Genomic DNA, 11,837 nt, shown 5'->3' on the forward strand with positions numbered 1-11,837 from the left:
AAAGGGGGCGAAATTGGGACGCGGGTTATCACGCTGTGTCGCGCGTCTTGAACCACTGTACCAGGAAATCGACGAGGACCCTTACCTTGGCCGGCAGATAGCGGCGGTGCGGGTAGACGGCGAAGATGCCGGTGCCCGTCGGGAGACGATCGTCGAGCGCGGTGACCAGCTTGCCGGACGCAACGTCGGGGGCGGCGATGAAATCCGGCAGCATGGCGAAGCCCAGGCCGGAGAGGGCGGCGGCTCTCGCCACGATCGGGCTGTTGACCTCGATCGGACCCGAAACGGCGACGCTGATGGAGTCCTCGCCCTCGCCCTTGAAGCGCCAGTTGGACAGCGAGCGGCCGTTGGTGTCGACGATGCACGGCATATTGGCGAGATCCTGCGGCCGTGTCGGCTTGCCGTGCCTGGCGATCAGCTCCGGCGACGCGCAAAGCCTGACCGAGAACGGCGCCAGCCGCCTGGCGATCAGCGAGGAGTTCTCCAGCCGCGAGATGCGCACGGCAAGATCGAACCCTTCCTCGACAAGATCGACGAAGCGGTCGTCGAGATGGACGTCGAGCACGATGTCGGGATGCTGCCTGGCAAAGTCGACCAGCGACTGGCCGATCGGCGCATCGGCGAAGGTGCGGGCGGCCGACAGCTTGATCCTGCCGCGAACGTCGCCGGATGACTGGCGCACCGCCTCGGCGAGGCTGTCGACCTCGCGCACGATCTCGGAGGCGCGCTGATAATAGGTGTGGCCGGCTTCGGTCAGCGAGAACTGGCGCGTTGTGCGGTTTAAGAGCAGCGCGCCGAGCTCGTCCTCCAGCTCGCGCACATATTTCGACAACAGCGCCTTGGAGCGCCCGATCTTGCGCGCCGCGGCCGAAAAGCCTTCCGCCTCGACCACGTCGATGAAGGCGCGCATGCGCGTCAATGTATCCATGGTCAGACCTTTCGAGCCGCGTCGAGAATCCTGCGGCCGAGCCGTATCAGGGCAACGTCGCTGCCGGAAGGGCCGAGCAGCGAAAGGCCGAAGGGTGCGCCGTCCACGGAGCCGATCGGCAAGGTGATCTGCGGAAAGCCCGAGAGACCGGAGAGACACAAGAGATGCAGCGCCCTTTCGCGAAAGGCCTGGAACTGTTCGGGCGTGCTTGAAGCGAGCGGCGCCGCGCCGGGAACGGTGGGCAGCACCAGAAAGCCGTTGTTGCCGAGCAGCGCCGCGAATTCGGCCCGGAACGCCAGGCGGCGCGCGGCTTCGGTGGCGGCAGTCTTGGCGTCGATGGCGCGGCCGAAGCCGAAACGCTCCTCGACGCCCGGGCTGAGCCGGCCGCCGGCCGAAATCCAGGGACCATGCTCGCGCCAGGCCTCGAAGGCCTGCAGGCGGCGGAAGCACCAGTAAAGCTCGTCAGGGAACGAGGCGAAGGCGTATTCGGTCTCCGCGGGCTGGCCGACGACGGCCGCCGCCGACGCCTTCATACGCGCATATTCGGCGGCTTCGGCTGGACCGGTGACGAAGGCATCAAGCCAGCGGATCGACAGCGGCCGGTTGAGCGGGTGCTGGTGCGGATCGCGGCCAAGCAGCAGCTTGCCGACCGCCTCATAGGTTTCGATGTCGTCGGCGAACCAGCCGAAAGTGTCGAAGCTCGATGCCAGCTTCATCGCGCCGTCGAGCGGGATGCGGCCATGGCTGGTGCGCAGTCCGATCAGGCCGCAGAAGCTCGCCGGCGCACGGATCGAGCCGCCGGTGTCGGAGCCGGTGGCGATGTTCGCCAGCCCGCCGGCAACCGCGGCCGCCGAGCCGGAGGAGGAGCCGCCGGTGACGCGCTCGGGCGCGGCGGGATTGACCGGATAGGGGAAATGCGCGTTCTGGCCGAACAGCGAGAAGGCCAGCTCGTCGGTCTGGGTCTTGCCGACGAATCGCGCGCCGGCGTCGAGGATCGTCTGCACCGCTTGCGCCGTGCGCGAGGCGGCGTGCGCCTCCTCGAATTTTTGCGGGTTGCCGCAGCCTGTGCGGTAGCCGGCGACGTCATAGATGTCCTTGACGGCCAGGCGAAGGCCTGCGAGCGGGCCCAATTCCGCATTCGCCACAGGCATTTGGCGCAGATCGAGGAAGGCGTTGAGCGGTCCTTGAGTTCCTGGCATCGTTCGATATCCGGATACAGTGCGGCAAGCATTGTTCGATGCCAGAAATTTTACAACCTGCACTTACGATTTTTATTGATTGTGAAATCCTTCGCTCCTATATCGCGCTTGCCCAAAGTCGCACGTGCCTGTGGGTGTCCGCCGATCCTCGAATGGTGAGGGCAATCGGTAAGGTAACTGGAGCCAACCCCTCCAGTCGGTCAGTGGCCAACCACAAGACCGAGGACACCTTGAAGCAACGACGGTGCGGGCCTTTCTGGTTCTCTTCCGGTTGTCCAAAGACCGGGGTTACTAAAGAGGCACACCTTCATTGCCGGCAGTGCGGACGGGTCTCCCATCCAAGCCAAGGCAGACAAAGCGAACCGAGGCCGGGCAAGGCCAAGGTTCATCGCCGCGAGACGGCATTTCATGGTTCCGGGGTCTCCACCGGCTGGTCCCATGGATTTGACGTCCCGCCTTTGTCCACCGCGTGCTCGCGAGGCCGACAGCCCGCGTCCCGCAGCCTTATTGCGCGCCGAAAGGCGTTATGGAGAGACCCGATGGCCACCCAGCGCATCCTTGATTTCCTCGCCACCCGACGTCCGAACGGCCCTTGCCTCGTCGTCGACCTCGATGTCGTGCGCGACAATTTCCGCGCCTTCGAGAAGGCGTTGCCCGATTCCAAGATCTACTATGCGGTGAAAGCAAACCCGGCGCCGGAAATCCTGCGCCTGCTTGCTGCGATGGGCTCGTCCTTCGACACCGCATCGGTTGCCGAGGTCGAGATGGCGATGGATGCCGGCGCGCCGGCGGACCGCATTTCCTTCGGCAACACCATCAAGAAGGAGCGCGACATCGCACGCGCCTACCAGCTCGGCATTCGCCTTTTCGCCGTGGACTGCGTCGAAGAGGTCGAGAAGATCGCCCGTGCCGCTCCCGGCTCGCGCGTGTTCTGCCGCGTGCTGACCGACGGCGAAGGCGCGGAATGGCCGCTGTCGCGCAAGTTCGGCTGCGTGCCGGCGATGGCCGTCGACGTGCTGCGCCATGCCAAGGGCCTCGGCCTCGATGCCTATGGCGTGTCGTTCCATGTCGGCTCGCAGCAGACCGACCTGTCGGCCTGGGATCGCGCGCTGGGCGACGCCAGGAAGGTGTTCGCGACGCTCGCCGAGGAAGGCATCGTCTTGAAGATGGTTAACATGGGCGGCGGTTTCCCGACCCGTTACCTGAAGGACGTGCCGGCGGCCCAGGCCTACGGCCAGGCGATCTTCTCGGCCCTGCGCAAGCATTTCGGCAACGCGCTGCCCGAGACGATCATCGAGCCGGGCCGCGGCATGGTCGGCAATGCCGGCGTCATCAAGTCGGAAGTCGTGCTGATCTCGAAGAAAGCCGACAACGACAATGTGCGCTGGGTGTTCCTCGACATCGGCAAGTTCGGCGGTCTCGCCGAGACAATGGACGAGGCGATCCGCTATCCGCTGGTCACCCGCCATGACGGCTCGGAGACCGCGCCCTGCGTGCTCGCCGGCCCGACCTGCGATTCGGCCGACGTGATGTATGAGAAGACGCCTTATCCGCTGCCCTTGTCGCTGACCATCGGCGACGAGGTGCTGATCGAAGGCACCGGGGCCTACACGACCACCTACTCGGCGGTCGCCTTCAACGGCTTCGAACCTCTCCGATCCTACGTGATCTGAGCAGTTCGCAAGAAACCTCAGATCAAACCGGCGCGGGCGCCTGTCGCCCGCCCGGGCTCGCTTGTGGGACAGATCTCCGCTCGTGAAGGATCGCGGACATGGAATACCTGACCAAATCGGCCTTCGCGGCCACTGAAATTGCCCCCTCGTCCGGACCGTCGGCTGAGCTTTTCTCCGCGGGGGAGAACGGCTCGACGGCAGTGCTTCTTGGCGCATTTTCTTACGGCGAAGCGGTTTCCACTTCGCCTGAAAATGCGTTTGCGCCCTCCCTGGCCCTGCGGGCACAGGCTGGCTCGCGCGGCGCGCCGGACGAGGGGGCCGCCCAGGCGCCGGCCTTCGTCATCCTTGGCGAAGGCGCGGGCGACGCCGCGGCGCGCGAAGCGCTGCTCGACCGCGCCATCGGGCCGAAGCGCAAGAAGAAGTCGTCCGAGAAGCTGCGGCGCGGCCGCCGGCCCTCGGAAGGCCTGGCCTTTGTCGCCCGCGATGCGTCGGGCGCGGTCGTCGGCACGGTGCGGCTGTGGGATGTGAGGTTGGGCGAGGGCGGTCCGGCAGCGCTGCTGCTCGGCCCGCTCGCGGTCGATCCGGGCTTGAAGAGCGGCGGCATCGGCTCGGCGCTGATGCGGCATGCACTCGCCGAAGCCGCGCGGCTCGGTCATGGCGCGATCCTGCTCGTCGGCGATGCGCCCTATTACGGGCGGTTCGGCTTCTCAGCCGACCGCACGGGAGCGCTTGCCATGCCTGGCCCCTATGAGCGGCACCGGCTTCTGGCGCTGGAACTGCAGGACGGCGCGCTGGACGGCGCCAAAGGCACGATCAAGGCCGCCGGCCGCAAGATCAAGGGACAGGCGCTGGGCTTCGTCGCCTGAAGCCTTTGTTTTCACGCAATTCCGGACGGAAGGCTACGGCGAAGGCGCCGAGCCTAACCGCTACGCACTTTTCCTGGAATTGCTTTAGGTTCGACAAGAACAGCAACGCCGCCCATCGGGCGGCGTTGCTGTTTTTGCAAAGGGTCAGCCGAGCAGCTGGCTGAGCGCCATGGCGACGCTCATGTCGCCCTCGACCTTCAGCTTGCCGGACATGAAGGCCATGGTCGGATTGAGGTCGCCGGCAATCAGCGAGTCCAGATCGTCGAGCGACAGCTTGACGGTGCAGTCGGTCGGCGCATCGGTGGTCGAGACGGTCGCGCTGTCGATGACGATGACGCCGTCGCTGCCGGTGTCGAACTTGACCGAATGCTCGAAGCCGGCGCTTGCCACGCGCGACCTGATCTTGTCGGCAATCTCCTGAACGCCCATGGCGATTCTCCTCGTTGGTTGCGTTGACGCGCACCGGCGCTTGGCCGCTGGGCGAGGTAGACGCGCCGCGCTCCAGATCAGGATGACATTTCGTTGAATCGTCGTCCTGATCTAACTCTTTTGTTGGAGCATGACCTTTTCCGAAACCCGGTTCCCACTTTTCGGGATCATGCTCCAGCGCGACCACAGGCGCATATAGCTTCGAGTTGACGTTTACGTCAACGCGGTCACCATGCGTCATATCGCTTAGGAAAACTGGGCCATGTCTATCGCCTCCGGACGCGGCCAGGCAGTCAATGCTCCGGCGCCGCCTGGAAAGGCTTGGTCATCGCCGCCGCGGTGTCACCGGCATTCTTGCGGCGTCGAAGCGCGTTGTCGCGGATATCGTCCTTGGACAGGAAGTTGACTTGGTCGATCAACACCTCATGCACCAGCTCGACGCCGACGCGGGTGTTGATGGTGTCGCGGATCGACTTGCGGAAGGCGTCGAGATCAATCGATTCCTTCTTGGTGAAATCGATCTGCGGGTTGGAATAGAGATAGGAATAGACCTGGTCGGTCATCAGCGCCTGCGCCGGGATCGACAGCTTCTTTATCTGGTCCGGCTCCACCGTGTAGACGAGCTTGGTGAGGAAATAGCCCTCGATCGTGCCGTCGCGCAGCAGCGGCACCGAGATCATGTCGGTCTTGACATAGTCGAGGCCGCCCAGCATCGGCTTCGGCGGCTCGGCCGCGCCGCGCTGGCCCGCTGCCTGGAAGGAATAGAAGACCGCGCCGAGCGTCACGGCGCAGATCCACAGCGCGGCGGCGATGAATTTTATCACCGGGTCTGTCCTTGCGCCTCTATCATCTCAATCAGGCTCGCGCCATTCCGAACTCACCGGCCGAATAGGTGCCGTCGGTATCGGCGCGCTGGATGGCGTTCCTCAAAAGCGTGGCGACTTCGTTGACCGCGTTGAGATGGGCAAGGATCGCCGCCTCGTTCCTGGCCAGCTTCTGGCGCAGCCGCAGCAGGCCTTCGCGATGCTGCTCGAGGAATTCGATCTCGTTGGCGCCCTTCATGGCGCGGTTCAGCTCGTAGAGATACCGGCTCTTGCGCGCGTTCGAGGCCTTGAGGTCATAGGCCGTTCCGCTGCGGATGCCGGCGGTTTCCTCGTCCACGACTTCCTCGATGCGGCCGATGATGGCGGCGAGGTTGCCGGGTCGCGCGGCGGCGGGCGCCTCCATTGCGCTGGTGCGTGCGGGAAGGTTGGAAAGGTCCGTTTGGTCGGCCATGTAGGTCCCTAGATCTTAATATCTGTTTTTATGGTCGTCTCGTCGCCGGTCATCGACCGTGCTGCTTTGCGCTCAAGCTCCTCGATCATCGAGGTCGAAAGCCGGGTCTGCCGGTCGATCTCGGATTTCTGCGCTCCACCGGCAATGGGGCCGACCGGCACCTTGTGCTTGCCGTCGAGATAATGGTCGGCAAGCATGGATCTGGCGATGCCGATGCCGCCATGCGCGGCCATGACATCGGCCACCTTTTCGGCGAGCTGCGACTTCCACATGTCGCCGGCCAAGCCCTTGCCGTAAACGCCCTCGGTGTCCTTGGGCATCATATTCTGGATGAAGGTTGTCAGCACCATCGCCTCGAAGCGCTGGAACTTCTTCGCCGGATTGGCGGCTTCCGCCTTGTCCGCCGTTGCACGCGAGAGAATGGAGCCGGCATCAACCGTCGCGGGGGGATCGAGCGCGAACGGTGCCGAGGCGCCATTCGCCCTTCTCGCGAGCGCTGCCCGCGCGGCCTCGACATCGGCCGGCTCCGCTGCGCGGGCGACGTCCATGACGATGTCGCTGGGTGGGGAAATGGCCAAGAAAGTCCGCCCTTTGCCGGTTTTGTTAGTTGCACAATGACTGAAGAAGCTTGTGGCAGGCTTGCGGGAAAGGGAGGTGGAATGCGGATGCATGGATCGGTTGTCTGCTTCGCGCCACGAGTGGCGCTCCCCAATCGGATGTTCTGATGTCACCTTTGGGGCCGTTTGAAGACGGTCGGATTTGGAACTCGTTGCTTCAGAAGCAGACGATCTGCAATGGGGCCGGCCCGCCTAGCCACAGTGGCAAGTGACTTCATATAAGGCGGATCGCCTTCACGATGCTTGAAGAGTTCCGTCGCGACCTCAGCCGGGGGGTTCGGCTCGATAGCCATCGAAATCGAACTTTACCGCCTTAAATGGGTATGATACCCATTCCGTGGGGTGCTGGGCGATAGCCGAAATGGTGGAAACAACGTGTGGCTAGTCGGATCGAGAGAAGCCCAGGCCATTGCGGGCTTGTCGGCGGATCAATTGCGGGAGTGGACCGGGCGGCGCGGCCTGATCTCGCCCGACGTACCAGCGCGCGGCAAAGGGACCCAAGCCCGCTTCTCGTGGCAGACCTTGCTATTGCTCCGGTTGGCTGGCGCCATGAAGACCCAGATTCACATCGAGTTGGAGGCCTACCGCGACCGGCTTGCGAACCTCCAAGACAAGCTCGCCAGCCTACCGTTTCATTCCCTCTGGGGCTTATCTCTGGTCGTTAGCGGCACCGGGGCGCCGTTGCTACGCTCATCGCGTGATATCTGTTTCGATTCGGATCAGCCGCTGCTCGTCATGAGCCTTCGGCCCCATCTTGATGCCATCATGCGCGGGTTCGGCATTGCCGAGCCCCTTGCACAGCTTCCACTTTTCCCGGCGATTGGCTTGCGATGAGCGGCATCGAAATGATCTCGACGGCTGAGGCGCTCATTGCCCGGCTCGGCTATGACGAGGCAACCGGTTGGGTGTCTGCGAACGATTTCCATCGGCTCGCAAGTCACCGCTTTGCGCTCCAGCAGGCGTGCTCGGAGATGGCACTGTATGGTGCATTCTGCTTAATGCGTCCGAGTACCAAGGACGAAATTGTTTCGACGCCGCTCGTTTATGTGGCTCTCGCCGGCACGTTCGCCGACGCTCAGGAGATTCATCGGAAGGTATGGAGCCAAGGGCTCGTACCGTTTCTCCTCATCGTGACACCGGAAGAGATACTGCTTTGTCCTGGGTTCACCTATTCGCAGCGGGAATGGAACAAACTCGTCCACCGCTTTCCTTGGATGATCGTCGAGGAGTTGCCCGCATCTCCTCTGGATCCTGGCACGCTCACCGATCATGCCGGCGAACTCTGGGACTTGCGTGCCGTCAGGCTAAGGACGGCGCTGTTCTGGCGCGAGCATTCGATCGAAGTCGACGGGCGTGTGGACCGCAGGCTTTTGGGAAGCCTAGAAGGGCTCAGCAAGGTCCTTATCGAAAGCAGTGGTGACGTTGGGAAGCTTTCGCCCGCAGCAGCGAACGGCCTGATCGGACGCTTTCTCTATATTTACTTTTTGGTGGATCGAAAAATCATTGACCAGGATTGGGTTACGACCCGCGGCCATCAGATAATCCTGGACGACAAGTTCAATCAATGGTCTCCGGAAGCGACTTGGGCGTTCTGTGAGGATCTCGACTCGATTTTCAACGGAAGCATCTTCCCACTCCGAAGCGAGGAGCGAGCAGAAATAGACGCATCTCACATTAACCTAGTGCGCCGGGTGATGAAACACGGGTCCGAACCCTTGACGTCTGGCGGCGAGCAACTGAGCTTCCTCGATTTCTATCTCGGCACCCTCAGGACCGAGACCCTCTCCTCTGTTTACGAACAATTTCTCGAAAATTTGCGTGCCGGAGAGCGACGACGCTCCGGTGCCTTCTATACGCCGCCGTTCCTCGTCGATTTCATGCTGGACCGCCTTGAGGAAGAGAGGATTCTGGCGGACGGAGTCACCGTGCTCGATCCGGCAGCCGGGTCGGGCGTCTTCCTGGTCGGTGCCTATCGCCGGATGATCGAGCGCGCGCGCTGGGCGAAAACGGATGCCCCATTAGAATTGGATGAACTGCGGGGGATTCTGACCCGAAACATCTTCGGGATCGAGCGCAATCGCGATGCTTGCCACGTTGCCGCATTCAGCCTCTATCTCACCTTGCTCGACTATGTGAGCCCGCGCGACCTAACGCGTGTCGCCGCCGGCGAAGAACCTGAGAAACTGTTCCCTCCGCTGATCGGCAGCAACATCCACGACCGCGATTTCTTTGACGTTTCGCGACCGTTCGATCGCTTTCCTGACCGAGTAGACTGCGTGGTCGGCAATCCGCCCTGGCAAGCGCTTAGCAAACTGGGCTCCGATGATGCGGTAGCTTGGCACGTCACCCATAAGCAGAATGCGCCGATCGGCAACGATCAAGCGGCGGAACTCTTCGTTTGGAAAGCATTGAAATTTCACGTTGCGCCCGATGGCGTGTTGGCTTTCCTACTTCCTGCAAAGTCATTCATCAATCCGACTTCCGAAGCGTTCCGCTTGGCTCTCGGCCGTCAGTACACCGTCGTTGGCGCGGCCAATTTCGCCCACCTTCGTTACCGTTTGTTTGCAAGCGCCCGCCAACCTGTGGTGGCCGCTTTCATCCGTGCGCGTCCTCCTGTTACGCGCGACGTTAGCTGGATTTATTCGCCCTTGTCGGTAGGCCAACCGCTGGCGCGCAAGGAATGGCCCTGGACAGTGATGCTGGATCGCGCCGATGTTCAAACGATCCGGCACAACGTAGTGGCACGCGATCCTCGCGGCTGGTTTGATGCTTTCCTTCTGCGTCCAATTGACCGCCATATTAGTCGGTATCTAGGCGATAGCGCGCTGACAGGACGGATTGCGAGCCTGCAATCCTTGTGCGCCGCAATCGGCGCAAGAATCAGCCGCGGCGGCAATCCTGAAGAGACTGGAGTCGATCGCCAGTTTCTCATGGATGCGCCTGCTGAGGATTACCAAGAGGGCTCTTCGAGCTTGTTCGGCGATGAAGACACAGAGCCTGAAGGTCTGTTGCCACCCGACCAGCTTGCACGGGTTCGCCCGTCTTATAGAACTCGTTTCGGCGGCAATGTGTTGCTCATCCCGCGCAACTTGAAAAATATCCGCGTGGTGACGAAGCCAGTGGGTTATACCTCCAGCACTACCGCCATGTTTTTTAATAAGCCTTCTGAGCTTGTTACGTCGCGGGAGCTTGACCTGTTACGCGCGGTCGGGCGTTTCCTGAGATCCGATATCGGCCTCTACGTTGTCGCCACTACGGGTCGCCGTTGGCTTATGGATCGGCGCAATATCGAGCCGGAAGATCTAAAGGCGCTCAATATACCGATTGTCGATCTCGATGATCCGCGGATCGACGGCATCCTAGCGGTAGAACAAGGCGAACTCACGACCTATTTGCTCGAAGTCTTGGGCCTCGATGGCGATCTTCGAGAGGCGATCGACGAGTTTCTCGTTTTCCGCATTGGATTCCGAGATGGCGAAGTTCCAAGGGAAGCGCTTTGCGTTCCCAGCCGCCGCTCTGTCGAAGCCTACGTCGAAGTTGTTCATCGCACGCTCGACGGTTTGATTGGCAGAGAGGCCGCGTTTGATGTCGAAGCCTTGGCACATGAGGGTCTGGGCGTGGCTGCGGTGGCAGTGCGCTTTCGTCCGCCCAACAATCCGCAACGCTCGGACGATGGCCTTAACTTTTTCTGTCAGGCTGCCCTGGATCATTATTGCAGATCGTCGGCGAACAGCTTCGTCGACAGCCTCGCTGTCTCCTACTCAGAAGAGACCGCTAGTGTAACAGTGGTTAAGCCGCTCGAATTCTTCCGCTGGACTGTTGAAAGCGCCTTCACGGACAGTCAGCAGATCATGAGCGCATTCATGGCAGGGCGCGCGTGACGGTCACAACCGCGCCATTACCGGCTAGCCTGAGCGACCTGCTCATCACCTATGGCTTTTCAGAGGTTAAGGCGGAACTGTGGGCCCGGTTTGTCGGAGAAGCGGTTGCGATCCTCGAACACGCGGCCGCAGAACTTCGACAGACCGAGTCGTGGGAGGCTTTCGGTCAAAAGCGGGGAGCGCTTTCGAAACCTAGGACGCGCAAACGCGCTACAGTTGTCGTGCGCGTGCCGTTAGAAGATGCGATCACGGCAGAACTTGGTCACATTGCCCGCCGGCTGCGAGCGGCACTTCCCAGCGGCCATTTTCTGCGACTTCAGGAAGCGGCATTCGAAACCGAGCATCTAGTGGAAAGCAGCGCGCGCACCGGCCGCTATTCGCGCAAAGTTGATTTCTTTATTTACGCGCAGGTGGGCGACTCTCCTCCCGAGCTTGCGATTGAAGCCAAGCCACTGCTGGCGAATACAGATATCGCCGGCAGATATCTGGCTGATGAGGGAATCGGGTGCTTTTTCTCCGCGGATTCAGTCTACACGCAACAGACCGTGGCGGCGATGCTGGCCTATACTATCAACGAGGGCGCTCGTCCTCATTACGGAGAGATTCGAACGGCGATAGCTGGCTTCGTTCCGAAGCCCCTGGCGGTTCAGCCCGTTACATTGCCGCCGACAACTGTGCAGGTGCTTTGTTCAAGGCACGATCGGTCAACGTTGCAGCTTGATCCCGTCGCGATCATCCATCTCGAGATGCTTTTCGCGCCAGAGCAAAATCCACTCTGATTGACGAGTACGCCTCGCAGCGTGTGGTGTACTAAATCTCCAAGTTACTTGAGCAGGGTCAAACGTAAATTTTCCGGCGGGGCGGTTCGGGCAATGCCGGTGCTCGCGGACTACCAGCTTTTGAGCCGTCGCCACGCCTACGGCATATCGGAATTTACGTGTACAAATATGTCACGGTTCCAAGACCCAA

11 protein-coding genes are annotated in these 11,837 nt (G+C 61.8%); 5 read left to right on the top strand and 6 right to left on the bottom strand.

The genetic code is table 11. From position 1 onward, the window contains the following. Positions 1-28 precede the first annotated feature (28 nt). Together LB526_RS05205 and LB526_RS05210 are read right to left on the bottom strand one after the other, a co-directional pair. The gene (locus tag LB526_RS05205; RefSeq protein ID WP_224626628.1) at positions 29-928 is read right to left on the bottom strand and encodes a LysR family transcriptional regulator; all 900 of its coding nucleotides are present in this window, start codon (positions 926-928) and stop codon (positions 29-31) included. Positions 929-930: 2 nt separating this feature from the next. Then, positions 931-2,127, bottom strand: coding sequence for an amidase (locus tag LB526_RS05210; protein ID WP_224626632.1), 1,197 nt, complete (start codon positions 2,125-2,127; stop codon positions 931-933). A gap of 539 nt (positions 2,128-2,666) precedes the next feature. On the opposite strand from LB526_RS05210, the gene odc2 reads away from it, so the two are divergent. After that, positions 2,667-3,800, top strand: a complete 1,134-nt coding sequence (gene odc2, locus LB526_RS05215; protein WP_224626635.1) for an ornithine/lysine decarboxylase — start codon at positions 2,667-2,669, stop codon at positions 3,798-3,800. Positions 3,801-4,075: 275 nt separating this feature from the next. Beyond that, positions 4,076-4,666: a GNAT family N-acetyltransferase gene (locus tag LB526_RS05220; protein WP_263483124.1), complete on the top strand. Its 591-nt coding sequence runs from the start codon at positions 4,076-4,078 to the stop codon at positions 4,664-4,666. A gap of 144 nt (positions 4,667-4,810) precedes the next feature. Here the strand turns inward: LB526_RS05220 and LB526_RS05225 are convergent, their stop codons facing one another. The 4 genes from LB526_RS05225 to LB526_RS05240 form a co-directional block, all read right to left on the bottom strand. Further along, entirely contained in the window at positions 4,811-5,095 is a 285-nt protein-coding gene (locus tag LB526_RS05225; RefSeq protein WP_224626639.1) for an SCP2 sterol-binding domain-containing protein, read from the bottom strand. Positions 5,096-5,388: 293 nt separating this feature from the next. Further along, a complete protein-coding gene (locus LB526_RS05230) occupies positions 5,389-5,919 on the bottom strand; it encodes a hypothetical protein (RefSeq protein WP_095766351.1) in 531 nt (176 codons plus the stop codon). A gap of 31 nt (positions 5,920-5,950) precedes the next feature. After that, entirely contained in the window at positions 5,951-6,370 is a 420-nt protein-coding gene (locus LB526_RS05235; protein WP_140688726.1) for a hypothetical protein, read from the bottom strand. An 8-nt stretch (positions 6,371-6,378) separates the two neighbouring features. Further along, positions 6,379-6,948: a rod-binding protein gene (locus tag LB526_RS05240; protein ID WP_224626642.1), complete on the bottom strand. Its 570-nt coding sequence runs from the start codon at positions 6,946-6,948 to the stop codon at positions 6,379-6,381. A 588-nt stretch (positions 6,949-7,536) separates the two neighbouring features. Between LB526_RS05240 and LB526_RS05245 the strand changes: the two genes are divergently transcribed. Genes LB526_RS05245 through LB526_RS05255 form a run of 3 tightly spaced genes read left to right on the top strand, consistent with a single transcriptional unit; the run spans position 7,537 to position 11,647 of the window. After that, positions 7,537-7,821 carry a hypothetical protein gene (locus tag LB526_RS05245; RefSeq protein WP_224626645.1) on the top strand — a complete coding sequence of 95 codons (285 nt, stop codon included), beginning with the start codon at positions 7,537-7,539 and terminating at the stop codon, positions 7,819-7,821. Then, the gene (locus tag LB526_RS05250; protein WP_224626648.1) at positions 7,818-10,868 is read left to right on the top strand and encodes a class I SAM-dependent DNA methyltransferase; all 3,051 of its coding nucleotides are present in this window, start codon (positions 7,818-7,820) and stop codon (positions 10,866-10,868) included. The genes LB526_RS05245 and LB526_RS05250 overlap by 4 nt, the downstream gene beginning before the upstream one ends. Continuing rightward, positions 10,865-11,647 carry a hypothetical protein gene (locus tag LB526_RS05255; protein ID WP_224626650.1) on the top strand — a complete coding sequence of 261 codons (783 nt, stop codon included), beginning with the start codon at positions 10,865-10,867 and terminating at the stop codon, positions 11,645-11,647. The genes LB526_RS05250 and LB526_RS05255 overlap by 4 nt, the downstream gene beginning before the upstream one ends. Positions 11,648-11,837 lie beyond the last annotated feature (190 nt).

It is taken from the genome of Mesorhizobium sp. CA6, from assembly GCF_020165035.1.
Lineage (GTDB): Bacteria > Pseudomonadota > Alphaproteobacteria > Rhizobiales > Rhizobiaceae > Mesorhizobium.

What these genes read in the sequence shown, in the direction of transcription:
- LB526_RS05205 (WP_224626628.1), bottom strand. Translation starts at nt 928, where the DNA reads ATGGATACATTGACGCGCATGCGCGCCTTCATCGACGTGGTCGAGGCG.
- LB526_RS05210 (WP_224626632.1), bottom strand. Translation starts at nt 2,127, where the DNA reads ATGCCAGGAACTCAAGGACCGCTCAACGCCTTCCTCGATCTGCGCCAA.
- odc2 (WP_224626635.1), top strand. Translation starts at nt 2,667, where the DNA reads ATGGCCACCCAGCGCATCCTTGATTTCCTCGCCACCCGACGTCCGAAC.
- LB526_RS05225 (WP_224626639.1), bottom strand. Translation starts at nt 5,095, where the DNA reads ATGGGCGTTCAGGAGATTGCCGACAAGATCAGGTCGCGCGTGGCAAGC.
- LB526_RS05235 (WP_140688726.1), bottom strand. Translation starts at nt 6,370, where the DNA reads ATGGCCGACCAAACGGACCTTTCCAACCTTCCCGCACGCACCAGCGCA.
- LB526_RS05245 (WP_224626645.1), top strand. Translation starts at nt 7,537, where the DNA reads ATGAAGACCCAGATTCACATCGAGTTGGAGGCCTACCGCGACCGGCTT.
- LB526_RS05250 (WP_224626648.1), top strand. Translation starts at nt 7,818, where the DNA reads ATGAGCGGCATCGAAATGATCTCGACGGCTGAGGCGCTCATTGCCCGG.